The organism is Pseudothermotoga elfii DSM 9442 = NBRC 107921, from assembly GCF_000504085.1.
Lineage (GTDB): Bacteria > Thermotogota > Thermotogae > Thermotogales > DSM-5069 > Pseudothermotoga_B > Pseudothermotoga_B elfii.
Map to the genome: position 1 here is coordinate 611,220 of NC_022792.1, position 14,713 is coordinate 625,932.

Sequence of the window (14,713 nt, forward strand, 5' to 3'; positions counted from 1 at the left end):
GTGTGGAAAGCGCTTCAAAACGCCTTTAAAATACCGGAGTTGCGAAATAGAATTTTGTTTACGGTTGCCACGTTGATTGTTTTTAGACTGGGTATATATATACCAATACCTGGTATAAATATCCAAGCGTGGGGAGAAGCATTTAAGAGATTTGGTGAATCAGCGGCAGGTGGGATACTGAGCTTTTACGATGTATTTACAGGGGGTGCCCTGGAGAATTTCTCTATTTTTGCAATGAGTGTGACGCCATATATAAATGCCTCGATTGTTTTGCAGCTTCTTTCATCTGTTATTCCCAAACTCAGAGATCTTTTGAGGGAGGGAGAAGAAGGCAGAAAAAAGTTTGCTCAATATACACGAAATTTAACGGTGATTCTGGGTGCATTTCAATCTTTTATAGTTTCTTTCAGTCTTGTCAGGCAGAATCCAGATATAGTTTCATATGGTCTCAATCCATTTGCTTTTACCATGATTTCGACTATTTCAATGCTTGCAGGGACCATGTTTTTGCTGTGGTTGGGGGATAGAATAACTGAACGCGGTATTGGAAATGGTATTTCAATATTGATCTTTGCTGGTATTGTAGCCAGATATCCAAATTACTTTGGTCGTATATTGCTTGGAAGATTGAATATTTTTGGCTGGATCTTCTTGATAGTTGTTTCTTTGGTAACGATAGCGGGTATTGTATACGTGCAGCAGGCAGAAAGGCGCATAAATATTCAGTACGCCAGTCGGGTTACAGGAAGAAGAATCTACGGAGGAGCCTCAACATATATACCTGTGAAGGTTAATCAGGGTGGCGTTATCCCAATAATCTTTGCAAGTGCTATAATTATGATACCCGCCGCAATTGCGCAAATGGCTGGTTGGGAGACATTGAGACGTATTCTTGGTCCAGGAAGTCTTCTTTATGTGGTGATCTATGGTTTATTGGTTTTCTTCTTCACTTATTTTTACAGTGTAGTTGTTTTTGATCCACACGATGTTTCGGAAAATGTCAGGAAATACGGTGGATTCATACCTGGCATAAGACCCGGTAAATCCACGGAGGAGTATATTCAGAGAATAATTAACAGGGTTACTTTTATGGGAGCGTTGTTTTTAGTGCTGATAGCACTTTTACCCCATTTGGTTCAGGCTGTAACCAATGTAGATATCATAGTGGGTGGAACATCCACTTTGATAGCCGTTGGTGTTGCATTAGATGTGGTTCAGCAAATGGAAGCTCATTTGATCATGAGACATTATGAGGGATTCATAAAGAAAGGCAGGATTAAGGGAAGATGAAAATAGTTTTGCTTGGTGCCCCCGGTGCGGGGAAAGGTACTCTTGCAAAAGATTTATCGATTATGTTTAGTGTGCCTCATATCTCTACCGGAGATATGTTTAGAGAAGCAGTGGCTGCTGGCACGGAGTTGGGCGTAAAAGTACAGAATATTCTCAGTTCAGGTGCTCTTGTACCTGATGAAATTGTGAACCAAGTAGTTGAGGAAAGATTGAGAAAGCAGGATTGTGAAAAGGGATTCATATTTGATGGTTATCCCAGAACAATTGCACAGGCTATCGCTTTGGATGAAATTTTACAAAAGATGTCAAAAAAATTGGATTTGGCAATCTATCTTGAAGCGAGTGAAGAAACAGTTGTAAAAAGATTGACCAGTAGGAGAATCTGCCCAAAATGTGGCAAGATTTACAATTTAATTTCAATGCCACCAGTGAGTGATCAAATTTGTGACGATTGTGGAGAACAGCTTGTAATTCGTGAGGATGATAAAGAAGAAGTGGTGAGAAAACGCTACAGACTTTATCTCGAGACGACTGCACCGCTTGTAGAGTATTATAGCGGCAGAGATATTCTCGTATCAGTTAATTCTGAGAGAGATCACAGAAAATTGGTTGAAGATGTCTCGAGATTGTTGAAAAAGGTGATATCTTGATCAGGTTAAAATCCTCCTTGGAGTTAGAGTACATGAAAAAAGCATGTCAAGCTGTGGGAATAGTTTTAAAGGAGCTTGGAAAAATCATTAAAGAAGGAGTAACAGCTAAGAATGTCGAAGAATATGTTCTTAAAAGATTTGATGAACTTGGGGTGAAACCAGCTTTCAAAGGATACAGAGGTTATCAATATGCAACCTGCGTTTCTGTGAATGAAGAAGTACTTCATGGATCTCCCCTTGAAAGAAAGGTTTTCAAGCAAGGTGATCTTGTTTCGATTGATTTAGGAGCAATATATGAAGGTTATTATGGAGATGGCGCTATTACATATTGTGTTGGTTTCGCAGATAATGTGGCTCAAAAATTGCTATGCGTAGGAAAAGAAGCTTTAGAGAAAGCTATAGGGATTGTTCGAAATGGTGTAAGAGTCGGTGATATATCTTATGCTATTCAATCATATGTTGAAGCAAATGGTTTTAATGTTATTCGGGACTATGTAGGACATGGTATAGGAAGAAATCTCCACGAAGAACCTGAAATACCAAATTATGGAAAACCCGGTACAGGTGCTTTAATCATGGATAAGATGACAATTGCAATCGAGGTCATGGTTTGTGAAGGTGATTGGCAGGTTTCTGTATTGAATGATGGATGGACTGTCGTAATGGTTGATGGAAAAAGAAGCGTTCATTTTGAGCATACGGTACTTGTTACTAAGGATGGGGCAGAGGTTCTAACGAAGTTTTAAGAGGTGGTGAAATGCCGAAGGATGATGTGATTAAAATGGAAGGAACCATCACAGAAGCTAGAAGAAACGCGACATTCCTTGTTGAACTGGATAATGGTCACAAAATCTTGGCTCAGATTTCTGGGAGGATGAGAAAAAATTTCATCAGACTTTTTCCAGGAGATAGAGTTGTTGTAGAGTTGTCGATATATGATTTAACGAAAGGCCGGATAGTTTACAGAAAAAAATTAGATAGAAAAGGATCTGATGAAGGCACTGGTGAAAGGAGCTGATTTATAATGAAAGTCAGGTCTTCTGTGAAAAAAAGATGCGAACACTGTCAGGTAATTAAAAGACATGGGCGAGTATTAATAATCTGTAAAGCAAATCCAAAACATAACCAGAAACAGGGTTGACTTCATGTTTAAGGAGGGAAATAGATGGCGCGTATAGTAGGTGTTGAGCTGCCCGGCAATAAGAAATGCTTTGTTGCGCTAACTTATTTATATGGAGTAGGAAGAACACGAGCTTTTGAAATATTGAAAAATACGGGCATAAATCCAGACAAGAGAGTAAAAGATTTAACAGATGAGGAAGTTAGTAAAATTACCAAATTTATTCAGGATCATTACAAAGTTGAGGGAGAGCTCAGAACAGATATTAACAGAAATATAAAAAGATTAATAGATATCGGCTGTTATCGTGGTTTCAGACACAAACTTGGGTTGCCTGTTAGAGGCCAGAGAACGAGATCAAATGCAAGGACACGTAAAGGTCCAAGACCAAGTAGAATAAAAACTAAAAAGAAAAAAGAGCAGACAGTCTAAAGTCAGGGAGGTGCTAAGATGGCAAGAAGATCAGAAGGAAAGAAAAAGAGAAAAATTCTAACAGATCGTGGAGTTGTTCATATAAAATCTACTTTCAACAACACTGTTATAACTCTCTCGGATGCAGATGGGGCAACGATTTTATGGTCCAGTGGAGGTACGGCGGGATTCGAGGGAACCAGAAAAGGAACACCATATGCTGCTCAGCTTGCAGCAGATAAGATCGCAAAAGAAGCTTTAAGGCTTGGTATAAAAAGAGTTGATGTACTTGTAAAAGGACCTGGACCGGGTAGAGAAGCTGCAATCAGGACACTTCAGGCAGCTGGTTTAGAGGTAGATAGCATCAAAGATGTTACGCCTATACCATTCAATGGATGCCGGCCGAAAAAGAAACGCAGGGTATAGTATAAAGGAGGGAATTGAATGGCAAGATATACTGGACCTATATGCAGACTCTGTCGCAGAGAAGGAATGAAGCTTTACTTAAAGGGAGAACGTTGTTTTACTGAGCACTGTGCGTTTGACAAAAGACCATATGCGCCTGGCGATCATGGACGGCAACGCGGTAAACTCTCCCAGTATGGCACACAATTACGCGCCAAGCAAGTAATGAGAGTTATATACGGCATTCCCGAAAGACAATTCGAGCACTATTTTGAAAAAGCCCTGGGAATGTCTGGCGATACACGAGAAAATCTTGTCAGATTGGTAGAATCCCGTGTTGACAACATAGTCTACAGATTAGGATTTGCTATCAGCAGAAGGCAAGCAAGACAACTTGTAACTCATGGACATTTTTCTGTAAATGGTGTGAAGATAGATATACCTTCTTACAAACTCAGGCCAGGTGATATCGTTGAAGTAAGAGAAAAGAGCAGATCACTGGCTGCCATTAAGCATGCTGTAGAAAGCTCGAAAGATAGGACTCAGGTGCCTTGGGTAGAGGTTGATTTTGATTCTTATAGGGGAACTTTTCTACGTCTTCCAAACTTAGAAGAAGTCACAGATCTACCAGTTGATGTCCAGGCAATCGTTGAATTCTACTCGAGGTGATGAGTGTGATAGAATATGTTATACCAAAAAAGTTGAAAATTGAGGAAGAACGTTCTGAAACTGAATATTATTATGCAAGATATGTTCTTTCCCCGATGGAAAAAGGTTATGGTACAACTATTGGGAATGCATTGCGAAGGGTTCTTCTTTCTTCAATACCTTCTGTTGCGATTGTAGGAATCAGATTTATAAAACCTGAGAAATACCATGAGTTTGATACTTTACCTGGAGTCAAGGAAGATATTCTTGAGATTATACTCAATCTCAAGAGAATTCAGCTTAGGGCAGATGTCCCTGTACGTGAAAGGGTCAAGATGACTGTGGAAAAAAGGGGACCAGGTAACCTGACTGCTGCAGATATAAAGGTCCCTGCTGGTTTTGAGATAGCAAATCCTTCGCTAAAAATAGCTACCCTGGATGAGGAAGCTGATTTATTTTTTGAGCTGTATGCCCAGGCTGGAAAAGGGTTTGTCCCTGCCCAGGAGATGGATGATCATCCTGAAATAGGATGGATACCGATTGATGGTGTTTTTTCGCCTGTTATGAAAGTAAATTTCAGAGTTGAGAGTGCAAGAGTTGAGAAACGAACAGATTATGACAAAATGATACTTGAGATATGGACCAAAAAGACGATATTTCCCAACGAAGCTTTGAAAAGAGCTGTCGATATATTGATGAACCATCTGCAAATCATAACAGATAGTTTGCCAGAAGGTATGCCTCCTCTAACAACTGAGTTTGTTCCAATTTCCCAGGAAGAAGTGAAAGTAGAGCAAACAGTCAGTGAAGAAGAGGCTGTTTATTCGAAAAAGATAGACGAACTTGAACTCACTATCAGATCTTTGAATTGCCTCAGGAGAGATAAAATTGAAACTATAGGAGATCTACTGAAAAGAACTGAAGAGGATTTGTTGAAAATAAAGAACTTTGGTCCGAAATCTCTTGACGAAGTTAAGCAGAAACTTCTTGAAAAATTTGGCCTCAGTCTCAAAAAAGGAGGATGATTTGGATGAGGCACAGAATGCTGAGAAACAAAATAGGTTCTTATGGCAGCCACAGTCGTATGCTGTTGAGAAATCAAATGAGAGAACTGGTCGAACACAAAAGTATTGTTACAACTGTTACTAAAGCAAAAGTTGTTCAGAGAATGTTTGATAAACTAATGACTAAAGCGGTTAAAGCAGCGAAAACGTCTAATAAAAGCGAAAGTGTGGCTTTGAGAAGGCAGATAAATTATTATCTTTTGAGCAGAAGATTAACCAATAAACTTGTTGATGAAATAGCTAAATCTACAAAAAAGACAAGCGGCTTCACAAGAATTGTAAAAATGGGTATGAGACGTGGAGATGCAGCAGAAATGGCTTTGCTTCAAATTATAGAAAGTGATTGAAATCATCCCCTCGCAAGAGGGGTCTCTTTTTTGGATGTCTCTTGACTAAATAGTTTTTATCTGGTAAATTCTAATTGTAACCTCTTATGCTTATCCAGCCGAAATTGTCGTTTTCTATTCCTCAGCAACATAAACAAGACGTTGTATACAATTTGGAGGTGTTTTTGCTTGGCAAACAACGATCAAGACAAAAGCGAACTTGTGGCGGTTAAAGTCGAAGATCTCGAACGAATGACTATAAGAGAATTATACGATCTGGCTAAGAAATATGATGTACCAAGATATACCAGCTTGAGAAAAAGGGATCTTATCTTTGCTATTCTTGAAGCTCAGGCCAAGTCACATGGTTTGTTTTTTGGCACAGGCGTGTTAGAAATACTACCGGATGGCTATGGGTTTCTGAGGAGTGGAGACAATCTTCTCCCAAGTGCCAATGATATCTACCTGTCTCAATCCCAGATAAGAAAATTCAACCTTAACACTGGGGATATCATCTCGGGAATTATAAGACCACCAAAGGATACTGAAAAATTCTTTGCAATGATAAAAATTGAAGCTGTTAATTTTAGGCCGCCAGAAGCCACAAGTGAAAGAGTGAACTTCGAGAATCTCACGCCAGATTATCCACGAGAACGATTTTTGTTAGAAACAAATCAGAAAGTTCTTTCAACAAGACTCATAGACATATTTGCTCCAATGGGTAAAGGGCAAAGAGGTATGATAGTTGCGCCACCCAAAGCTGGTAAAACCACTTTACTGAAAGAAATTGCCAATGGGATAGCGATAAATCATCCGGAAAGTCACAGAATAGTTTTGCTTATAGATGAGCGTCCGGAAGAAGTGACAGACATAAAGGAATCTGTCAGTGCGCAGGTTATAGCGGCCCCATTTGATATGGCACCAGATAAGCAAATAAAAGTTGCAGAGTTAACCTTGGAAATGGCAAAAAGATTGGTTGAATACGGTCATGATGTAGTGGTATTGCTTGATAGTCTGACGCGGCTTGCTCGCGTTTACAACATTCAGGTCCCCCCCAGTGGCAAATTGCTGAGTGGTGGGGTTGATCCGGCGGCGTTGTACAAACCCAAACACTTTTTCGGAGCAGCTCGAAATACAAGAGAAGGAGGAAGTCTCACTATTATAGCAACCGCTCTGATTGAAACTGGTTCAAAGATGGATGAAGTTATATTTGAAGAATTCAAAGGAACAGGAAATATGGAACTGGTACTATCAAGACAGCTGGCAAATAAAAGAATCTTTCCAGCTATTAATTTACAACTTTCTGGAACAAGAAAAGAAGAACTTCTGCTTGATGAAGATACATTGAAAAAGGTTTGGATATTGAGAAGAATGCTTGGTGGGATGACTGAAGAGGAAGGTTTGATGCTGATCTTAAGGAAACTTGAAGAAACAGAATCAAATGAGGATTTTCTTGCGCTGATAGATCAACAAAAGGTAAAATATTAGCTGGAGGTAGAGTCTTTGAAAGTTATAGGGATAGATTTGGGAGGAACAAATTACGCAGTAGGTCTTGTTGATGAAACAGGAAATATTTTATCTCGCATCGAAGGAAAAACGAAGGTGGATGAAGGGCCGCAGGCTGTCGCAAAAAGGCTTTCGGAATCTGTAAAGTCTGTCATGTCAAATACCGGTGTTTCAGCTCGAGCTATCGGGATTGGGTCACCGGGGAGTATAGATCATGAGAAAGGTGTGGTCAGGTTTTCGCCAAATTTCCCTGGCTGGTACAATTTTCCGCTTGCTGAAGAAATCAGGACCCATACGGGTTTAGATGTTTTCATTGAGAACGACGCCAATGCTTACGCGCTGGGTGAACATACATTCGGTGTGGCCAGGGGGTTTGATCATGTTATTTGTCTCACGCTGGGTACAGGCATCGGTGGTGGGGTTATAACTCATGGATTTTTACTCAGAGGAAGTGTTGGAATAGGGGCAGAACTGGGACATATGAATGTTTTACCAAATGGGCCAAAATGCGGTTGTGGCTCTAACGGGTGTCTTGAATCACTGGCGTCTGCGACGGCTATAAGAAAATATGTTGAAGATGGATATTCAAGACATATCGACTCTTCTCTTTTTAAAGAGAAAAACGCCAGCCAAATAACTCCTAAGGACGTTTTCGAGCACGCGAAGAATGGAGATTATTTTTCACTATCCGTTTTTAACAGAGTTGTTAGTGCCCTTTCGGTGGCAATAGGAAGTTTAATCAATATTTTTAATCCTCAGGTAGTAGTTATTGGTGGTGGGATGGCAAATGCCGGTGATTTTCTACTTGAGCCAGTTGAAGAAATGGTAAAAGACTATGTACTACCAACCATGCTTGGAACGTATCAGATAAAATTGAGCCAACTTGGCAAGAATGCAGGTATTCTTGGGGCAGCTTCTATAGTTTTTGAGAGGGCGAGTAAAAGATGACTCTTTTACTTGTTTCAGATCTTCATGTGCCAGTGAAAATGATGTCAATTCCAGATAATTTACTTGAAATTGCAAAGCAGGTTGATGCTGTTTTTGGGTTAGGAGATTTTGTAGATATGGAAACTGTTTTAACGTTAGAATCTGTTTCGAATAAATTTTATGCCGTTTGTGGAAATATGGACTATCCTGACGTAAAAGATCATTTGCCTTCTGTAAAACTGTTGCAGCTTGAAGAATGGAAAATAGGGCTATTTCATGGATGGGGTGCACCATTTAAAATAAGAGAAAGGATTCTCTCAACAATGACTCAGAAACCTCAGGTAATCTTTTATGGGCACACACATATTCCGGATGATACTGTGTGCGAATCTGTAAGATTTGTTAACCCGGGTTCTGTTGCTGAAGATGGTTCTTATGCGCTGGTGGAATTATGCAAAGATCACTTGAAAGTGGAATTCAAGAAATTGCAAGCGGATTGATAGCAGATATAAGACGGACTGTTTCTGAAAAGTTACTTGTTGCATTTTCCGGTGGGGAAGACAGTACACTTGTAGCATACCTTGCAAAGCAAGCACTTGGTGAAAAAAAAGTAATCCTGGTTACCGTCGATTGGGGAAAATTTACTTATGAAAAGGCAAGAAAGGGAGTTGCTGAAGTTTCTAAATTACTTGGACTGAGTCATTACTTCATTGACGGTGTGGAGAAACAATCGCAGATCTGGAGATATGGCCCGAGTTGTAATATGTGTACAAGATATGCTAAATTGCAGTCAATTCTTGACTTTGGTGAAGAAGCTGTTGTTGCAACAGGAGCAAACCGGTCAGACAGCTGGGGGATTAATGGTGTAAAAATTAACGGAAAATTTTACTCTCCTCTTATAGACCTTGATAAAGGTACTATTAGAAATATGTTATCTTTTTTTGGTTTGCAACCTGTTAAGATAGGTGAGTCGTCTCATAGAGAAGGTTGCAAATTAAAGCACTTGCTGAAGATGATGATAAATCCTGATTATCACGGTAATGCTGTTGCTCTCTCAAATGAAATCCTGCTTGATTTTCTTAAAGAGATAGACCACAAAGCTTCATTGGCAAATGTAAAGATAATTGGACCATTGTCAAAAAATATAGCTCTTGTTAATGTCTTTCCCCATCTTGACGTTTTAGCCTCAAAAGAGGTGGTAAAAAGAATTAATAATCTCAGCTGCGTTGATGAAGCTTATGTTTTAAACAATCCAATCAAACTCAAAGTACTTGCAAATCCAGGTTTGTTCAATGATTTCACTGCAAGAGATCATGTGTTGCAAGGATTCCTTCAAAGAGATTTTTCTGTAGCTGTATCTGTGGAATGGATCAAATCATCAAATCCCCGGCTGAGAACCTTCCAAGTGATAGGATTTGATCATGAGGACAACAATTGATTTTCTGAAATTAAATCTTGAAAAGCCTGTCCTGATAGTGGTTCCAACTGAATATGAGGCGCAATTGCTTTCTCAGAAATTAAATGCGTTTTATTTTCCCAGTCATGATGTTTTTCCATTTGAAGAAGTAGCAGTTTCATTTGAAGTTCGATGTCGAAGGATAGAAATACTCTGGAAATTATTAAACGATCCAAAGATCGTTATCGTGTGTACTTTGCATGCTATTAGCCGAAAAACGTTTTCACCCGTTCAGCTCAGACAAGCAGCGAGAATTCTGAGAAAGGGAGAAGTTTTTCATAATCCTGAAGAAACAATGTTAAATCTTGGATATGATCGAACATATATAGTCCGCACTGGCGGAGAGTTTTCTGTAAGAGGTGATGTAATAGATTTTTTCGGACCACTGTATGATAATCCAGTTCGAGTAGAGCTTTTTGACCAAACGATAGAGGCAATTAGATGTTTCGATGCGTCAACTCAGAGATCTGTTTTCAAAGTGGAAGAAGCGTTTTTACTGCCTGTCCGTGAATATCTGTGTAATGAACATTTGTTTGATACTGTGCCAGCCAAACTGGGATCTAATTCCACAATACTTGATTATTCAGATTTTGAGATTTTTGTGGCGGAGTTTGACCGGTGTCAGGAAGAATTTGCAAAAAGAGAAAGAGAAGCCCGGGAGATGCTTGAAAAGAAACAAATAGAGGATTATGTAGAAAATTCTCAGATAAGTTTTTCCAGTTTGGTAAAGCGCATAGAATTTTTCAAACCCCTGGAAATTGATTTGAATACCTTAAAAATTCTTCCCCAGACGTCTCAGAAATCAAGAGATCAGATACCTATTTTTGATGAAGAAGAGTTGATTGAAGGTGAGTTTGTTGTTCATAGAGATTATGGAATAGGTGTATATGACGGCGTGAAAAAGATTAGCAATCCTCTGGGAACGAGAGAATATTTTGTTTTGCGCTATGAAGATTCAACAGTTTATGTTCCCGTTGAAAGAATCCATAAAATACACAAATACATAGGAGACACCAGGAATGTTCAAATAGATAGAATCCACTCTGGAAACTGGAAAAAACGTATCGAGAGAGTAAAAAGGAATCTCAGGGAGAAGGTTGAAGAGTTAATAAGAATTTATGATACAAGGCAGAAAATAAGTGGATTAAGCTTACCGGGCGACCCGGAACTCGAGAAAAGATTCGCCGAATTTTTCCCATACGCAGAAACAGATGATCAGATGACGGCTATCGAGGAGGTTCTTTCAGATCTTGCGAACGATAAACCTATGGATCGACTTTTATGCGGGGATGCTGGATATGGAAAAACGGAAGTTGCTTTGAGAGCAGCTTTCAAGTGTGTTGTTTCTGGAAAACAGGTAGCTGTATTAGTTCCGACCACGGTTTTGGCAAGACAGCATTATAAGATTTTCACTCAAAGGATGAGTCCATTTGGCATTCAGGTGAGGTTGCTTGATAGATCGATCAGCACAATTATGAAAAAAGAGATCCTCGACGGGCTTTTCAGGGGAGAGATTGATGTAATCATAGGCACACATGCTCTTCTTCAGAATAATGTTCGATTTTCTGATCTGGGTCTTGTAATAATAGATGAAGAACAGAGTTTCGGTGTAGAACAAAAGGAGAAATTTAAGCAGTTGAGAACAAATGTCAATGTACTTTCTCTGAGCGCCACACCGATTCCGAGAACTCTTCATATGGCCATGACAGGTATGAAAGATCTGAGTGTAATTAACACACCACCGATTGGCAGGCTTCCGGTAATTACCTATGTAGCAAAGTACAGCAACCAGCTCGTGAGGGGCGCAGTGCTGAGAGAAATAAACAGAGGTGGTCAGGTTATATACGTTCATAACAGGATTCACGATATACAGGATGTGTATCAAAATTTGCAGCACATAATACCTGAAGCAAAAATAGTACTTGCACACGGAAAAATGGGTATTCGAAAACTTACGGAAGCTGTCAGAAGTTTCTATGAACATGATTCAGATGTTATTCTTTGTACATCAATCCTTGAGAGTGGTATAGACATACCAAATGCCAACACAATAATAGTTGATGATTCTCACAGATATGGATTGGCTCAACTATACCAGCTGAGAGGGCGCGTAGGAAGAAGTACTAAGAGGGCATTCGCATATTTTTTGCACGACAGTGAAATAAGCGAAAAAGCTCTGCAGCGACTTCAGGCTATAAAACAGTTGACCGGTTCAGGCAGCGGATTTCAATTAGCACTCAGAGATATGCAGATTAGAGGTGTCGGATCTGTTTTTGGGTTTGAACAGCATGGGAATATAAACGATGTAGGTTTAAATTTATACCTTGAAATAATGAACCATCAGCTTAAGGGCATAAAAAAGGAGAAATCTGAATCCAGGAAGTTATTTGTTGACACTGAAATGGAAGGTATTCCGGGAGAACTTGTGATTCCTCCGGATTACGTTGAAAGTCCACTTGAGCGTATGAGGATATACAGAAGATTTGCATCGTGCGAAACTGTTTCTGAAATAGATGGCATGGTGGAAGAGTTACATGATAGATTTGGAAAACTTCCCAATCAGGCACTTATGCTTGTCGAGTTGTTCAAGATAAGATTGCTTGCCAGTTCAAAACATATAAGGAAGATCGAATACAGGGACAATATTTTAAAGTTAATCTACGAAAAGCAACCATCTTTAAAATTCAAAGGAAAATTTATATGCAACGAGAGAGAAAAAACTTATTTCTTTTATAATGTTGAACCAGGCCAGGTTGTAGGCTTTTTGAAAGAATTATTATCTTAAATCCCAATTTTTTGAATAATGTATCTTCCTCTATTTTTGAATATGATTGCATCATAACGCTTGCTTTTCTTATCAGAAAGTTCTATAATCAATTCTTTTCCCAGAACAAGAAATCTTTTCATGCTATCTAATGGAACAAATCGATAATACCCTATGAATTTGATATCTTTCAGATTTCCTCTGTATTCAGTGAAAAATTTTTCCAGTGCACGCAAGGATTTTTCATTTTTTGGCAGCGGTGAAGAATGGAATCTTGAAATCCAGAGAACCGGCAAGTTTTTGCTTTTTATTTGTGCAATGATCATTTTACCGTTTAGAACCTCTGCAAAATTGAGATTTGATTCGCTCTTTATGCTTAAAGGTATTTCCCTGCTAAAAAAAAGCTGGGAAGTATTAGTTTTGCAGGTTAACATTTCTTGCTTAACAGAAATATCTGCTTTTGAGATAAGATTCCTTATCTTTACCATTTGATCTCCAAGATGCAATGAATTTACAGATAATGAATCTTCGCATAATTTCTGAAGAGGTTCTTTAACTACAACATTAACCGGTAGATCACGAATACGTGGATGCTTTATGAGGTCGGTTGTTTCTTTTACCTGTATGATCCCAAGCTCCATTTTCAATGTCTCTATTAACTGCTTGATGATCTGCATACGTATTCAAGTGCCTTTTCTAATCTCTGAAATGGTTCTAAAACATCGACTTGGTCAAGTATTTGCTTTAATTTTTCCTCTTTTTCCTGGGAAATCTGCTGTTTGGACACAAATCTTATCGCGCTCGATCCGTATGGTATCACACATTCTTCTGGAGACGATTCTGTCTCATCTGCAGATGGGATGAATGAGGACGTGAAGAATACATTCTCTCCGCTTTCAATGAGAACTGGATTATCTGTAAATATGATATCCGGTTTATTTTCGATTTTTTTCAGCAAAGATTTTGAAATTATTTCGACATGAAGGTATGTTTCGAGAGATTTCCCGTATAATATTTTCTGCAACTGGTTGGGAATTATCGGATCTGTGTATTTAAACTCATGTGGTATGCCAGATTCATCAACCACAAGCAGGCCACCAACATGCTTTTCATCTATCTTTTTGACAGATAAATAGCCTATCACAATCTCACATCCAGTATGGATCCTTTATTTTCTTCCTTATTCTGAGAACGCTGCTTTCCATAGCGAGAATAGTATTTTGCTCCTCTTTCTTCAGTGGAAGATTTTACAAGTTTGCCCTCAACAGGATTTTTCGGATTAACCATTCTCGCCTGTTGTCTTGACTTTTCGGTCATCTGAGAGTTTAACAGCTGTCCAGCAGCTAATTGTGCTCCTATGATTTGAGCAATATTTGAGGATACTTCATTTCCTCTTACAATAATTGTATGAAAATCAACTGGTGTTATCATTGTTATCCCCCAGGATATATCTTTTAATTTTGATCAGAGAACTTGATAAAATTTGTGAAACTCTTGATTCACTTACACCTATAACTGTCCCGATTTCCTTTAAAGACAAATCCTGCTCAAATCTTAATGATAGAACAAGCTGTTCCCTTTTAGACAGTGTTCTTATGGCTTCGGCCACCTTTTCCAAGATTATTTCTCTGAATGCGTTTTCTGATGGCTCATCATCTGCTTTGATGATATCAGAAAAACTGTCCATGCCTTCATATATAAACTCATCAAGTCGCAATAGTTGTTTTCTTACAGTTTCATCCAGCGCTCTTTTTACTTCATTTGTACTTAATCCTGTATGTAATGCTATCTCTTCAATAGAAGGGTGCTTGTTCAAGTGGTTTTCGAGTTCGTGAATAGCTTTCTCGACTTCTTTAACGTTCTTTCTCAAATTGCGTGGCATCCAGTCTATTTTTCTTAAATAGTCATACATTGCACCTTTTATTCTTTTTACCACGAAACTGTACATGCTTACACCTTTTTTCGGGTCGTACCTCCTTATAGCTGACAATAAAGCCAAAACTCCTTCTTGAATTAAGTCATCAACTTCTACATTTTTTGGTAATGTATGGAGAAGGTCCATCGCTATTCTTTTCACACTTGGTAGCATTTCCTTTATTATCTCTTCTTCGTTCGTTCTGTACATTCAATCAGCCTCTTTTCACAC

The 14,713-nt window shown here is 38.9% G+C and carries 19 protein-coding genes; 15 read left to right on the forward strand and 4 right to left on the reverse strand.

Features of this window, described 5'->3' with window-relative positions:
- The 15 genes from secY (at position 1) to TEL01S_RS03040 (ending at position 12,588) form a co-directional block, all read left to right on the forward strand.
- Entirely contained in the window at positions 1-1,290 is a 1,290-nt protein-coding gene (gene secY / locus TEL01S_RS02975; RefSeq protein WP_012002646.1) for a preprotein translocase subunit SecY, read from the forward strand.
- Positions 1,287-1,940, forward strand: coding sequence for an adenylate kinase (locus TEL01S_RS02980; RefSeq protein WP_012002647.1), 654 nt, complete (start codon positions 1,287-1,289; stop codon positions 1,938-1,940). Before secY ends, TEL01S_RS02980 begins: the two co-directional genes overlap by 4 nt.
- The gene (gene map, locus TEL01S_RS02985; RefSeq protein ID WP_012002648.1) at positions 1,937-2,686 is read left to right on the forward strand and encodes a type I methionyl aminopeptidase; all 750 of its coding nucleotides are present in this window, start codon (positions 1,937-1,939) and stop codon (positions 2,684-2,686) included. The genes TEL01S_RS02980 and map overlap by 4 nt, the downstream gene beginning before the upstream one ends.
- Before the next feature lie 11 nt (positions 2,687-2,697).
- A complete protein-coding gene (gene infA, locus TEL01S_RS02990; RefSeq protein ID WP_012002649.1) occupies positions 2,698-2,958 on the forward strand; it encodes a translation initiation factor IF-1 in 261 nt (86 codons plus the stop codon).
- Positions 2,959-2,964: 6 nt separating this feature from the next.
- Positions 2,965-3,081, forward strand: coding sequence for a 50S ribosomal protein L36 (gene rpmJ / locus TEL01S_RS10885; protein ID WP_012002650.1), 117 nt, complete (start codon positions 2,965-2,967; stop codon positions 3,079-3,081).
- A 24-nt stretch (positions 3,082-3,105) separates the two neighbouring features.
- Positions 3,106-3,492: a 30S ribosomal protein S13 gene (rpsM, locus tag TEL01S_RS02995; protein ID WP_012002651.1), complete on the forward strand. Its 387-nt coding sequence runs from the start codon at positions 3,106-3,108 to the stop codon at positions 3,490-3,492.
- Positions 3,493-3,510: 18 nt separating this feature from the next.
- Positions 3,511-3,897 carry a 30S ribosomal protein S11 gene (gene rpsK / locus TEL01S_RS03000; RefSeq protein ID WP_012002652.1) on the forward strand — a complete coding sequence of 129 codons (387 nt, stop codon included), beginning with the start codon at positions 3,511-3,513 and terminating at the stop codon, positions 3,895-3,897.
- 18 nt (positions 3,898-3,915) lie between these two features.
- Positions 3,916-4,545 carry a 30S ribosomal protein S4 gene (rpsD, locus tag TEL01S_RS03005; protein ID WP_012002653.1) on the forward strand — a complete coding sequence of 210 codons (630 nt, stop codon included), beginning with the start codon at positions 3,916-3,918 and terminating at the stop codon, positions 4,543-4,545.
- A gap of 5 nt (positions 4,546-4,550) precedes the next feature.
- Positions 4,551-5,549, forward strand: coding sequence for a DNA-directed RNA polymerase subunit alpha (locus TEL01S_RS03010; protein WP_012002654.1), 999 nt, complete (start codon positions 4,551-4,553; stop codon positions 5,547-5,549).
- 5 nt (positions 5,550-5,554) lie between these two features.
- Positions 5,555-5,935, forward strand: a complete 381-nt coding sequence (gene rplQ, locus TEL01S_RS03015; RefSeq protein ID WP_012002655.1) for a 50S ribosomal protein L17 — start codon at positions 5,555-5,557, stop codon at positions 5,933-5,935.
- A 201-nt stretch (positions 5,936-6,136) separates the two neighbouring features.
- Positions 6,137-7,402: a transcription termination factor Rho gene (rho, locus tag TEL01S_RS03020; protein WP_028843381.1), complete on the forward strand. Its 1,266-nt coding sequence runs from the start codon at positions 6,137-6,139 to the stop codon at positions 7,400-7,402.
- Positions 7,403-7,417: 15 nt separating this feature from the next.
- Positions 7,418-8,368 (forward strand): ROK family protein, encoded by a 951-nt coding sequence (locus TEL01S_RS03025; protein ID WP_012002657.1) that lies wholly within the window; start codon positions 7,418-7,420, stop codon positions 8,366-8,368.
- Positions 8,365-8,847, forward strand: a complete 483-nt coding sequence (locus tag TEL01S_RS03030) for a metallophosphoesterase family protein (protein ID WP_012002658.1) — start codon at positions 8,365-8,367, stop codon at positions 8,845-8,847. Before TEL01S_RS03025 ends, TEL01S_RS03030 begins: the two co-directional genes overlap by 4 nt.
- Positions 8,799-9,785: a 7-cyano-7-deazaguanine synthase gene (locus tag TEL01S_RS03035; protein WP_081430061.1), complete on the forward strand. Its 987-nt coding sequence runs from the start codon at positions 8,799-8,801 to the stop codon at positions 9,783-9,785. The genes TEL01S_RS03030 and TEL01S_RS03035 overlap by 49 nt, the downstream gene beginning before the upstream one ends.
- Positions 9,769-12,588 carry a DEAD/DEAH box helicase gene (locus TEL01S_RS03040; RefSeq protein ID WP_028843380.1) on the forward strand — a complete coding sequence of 940 codons (2,820 nt, stop codon included), beginning with the start codon at positions 9,769-9,771 and terminating at the stop codon, positions 12,586-12,588. Before TEL01S_RS03035 ends, TEL01S_RS03040 begins: the two co-directional genes overlap by 17 nt.
- On the opposite strand, the gene TEL01S_RS03045 is transcribed toward TEL01S_RS03040, so the two are convergent.
- The 4 genes from TEL01S_RS03045 to TEL01S_RS03060 are packed head-to-tail and all read right to left on the reverse strand — an operon-like array spanning position 12,585 to position 14,692.
- The gene (locus TEL01S_RS03045) at positions 12,585-13,244 is read right to left on the reverse strand and encodes a hypothetical protein (RefSeq protein ID WP_012002661.1); all 660 of its coding nucleotides are present in this window, start codon (positions 13,242-13,244) and stop codon (positions 12,585-12,587) included. The genes TEL01S_RS03040 and TEL01S_RS03045 overlap by 4 nt on opposite strands.
- On the reverse strand, positions 13,223-13,711 hold the full coding sequence (locus TEL01S_RS03050) for a hypothetical protein (RefSeq protein WP_012002662.1): 489 nt from the start codon (positions 13,709-13,711) through the stop codon (positions 13,223-13,225). The genes TEL01S_RS03045 and TEL01S_RS03050 overlap by 22 nt, the downstream gene beginning before the upstream one ends.
- Complete coding sequence (locus TEL01S_RS03055) at positions 13,708-13,998, reverse strand: hypothetical protein (RefSeq protein ID WP_012002663.1); 291 nt, start codon at positions 13,996-13,998, stop codon at positions 13,708-13,710. The genes TEL01S_RS03050 and TEL01S_RS03055 overlap by 4 nt, the downstream gene beginning before the upstream one ends.
- Positions 13,982-14,692 (reverse strand): FliA/WhiG family RNA polymerase sigma factor, encoded by a 711-nt coding sequence (locus TEL01S_RS03060; RefSeq protein WP_028843378.1) that lies wholly within the window; start codon positions 14,690-14,692, stop codon positions 13,982-13,984. Before TEL01S_RS03060 ends, TEL01S_RS03055 begins: the two co-directional genes overlap by 17 nt.
- Positions 14,693-14,713 lie beyond the last annotated feature (21 nt).

What these genes read in the sequence shown, in the direction of transcription:
- TEL01S_RS02980 (WP_012002647.1), top strand. Translation starts at nt 1,287, where the DNA reads ATGAAAATAGTTTTGCTTGGTGCCCCCGGTGCGGGGAAAGGTACTCTT.
- infA (WP_012002649.1), top strand. Translation starts at nt 2,698, where the DNA reads ATGCCGAAGGATGATGTGATTAAAATGGAAGGAACCATCACAGAAGCT.
- rpmJ (WP_012002650.1), top strand. Translation starts at nt 2,965, where the DNA reads ATGAAAGTCAGGTCTTCTGTGAAAAAAAGATGCGAACACTGTCAGGTA.
- rpsM (WP_012002651.1), top strand. Translation starts at nt 3,106, where the DNA reads ATGGCGCGTATAGTAGGTGTTGAGCTGCCCGGCAATAAGAAATGCTTT.
- rpsK (WP_012002652.1), top strand. Translation starts at nt 3,511, where the DNA reads ATGGCAAGAAGATCAGAAGGAAAGAAAAAGAGAAAAATTCTAACAGAT.
- rpsD (WP_012002653.1), top strand. Translation starts at nt 3,916, where the DNA reads ATGGCAAGATATACTGGACCTATATGCAGACTCTGTCGCAGAGAAGGA.
- rplQ (WP_012002655.1), top strand. Translation starts at nt 5,555, where the DNA reads ATGAGGCACAGAATGCTGAGAAACAAAATAGGTTCTTATGGCAGCCAC.
- TEL01S_RS03030 (WP_012002658.1), top strand. Translation starts at nt 8,365, where the DNA reads ATGACTCTTTTACTTGTTTCAGATCTTCATGTGCCAGTGAAAATGATG.
- TEL01S_RS03035 (WP_081430061.1), top strand. Translation starts at nt 8,799, where the DNA reads ATGCAAAGATCACTTGAAAGTGGAATTCAAGAAATTGCAAGCGGATTG.
- TEL01S_RS03040 (WP_028843380.1), top strand. Translation starts at nt 9,769, where the DNA reads ATGAGGACAACAATTGATTTTCTGAAATTAAATCTTGAAAAGCCTGTC.
- TEL01S_RS03045 (WP_012002661.1), bottom strand. Translation starts at nt 13,244, where the DNA reads ATGCAGATCATCAAGCAGTTAATAGAGACATTGAAAATGGAGCTTGGG.
- TEL01S_RS03055 (WP_012002663.1), bottom strand. Translation starts at nt 13,998, where the DNA reads ATGATAACACCAGTTGATTTTCATACAATTATTGTAAGAGGAAATGAA.
- TEL01S_RS03060 (WP_028843378.1), bottom strand. Translation starts at nt 14,692, where the DNA reads ATGTACAGAACGAACGAAGAAGAGATAATAAAGGAAATGCTACCAAGT.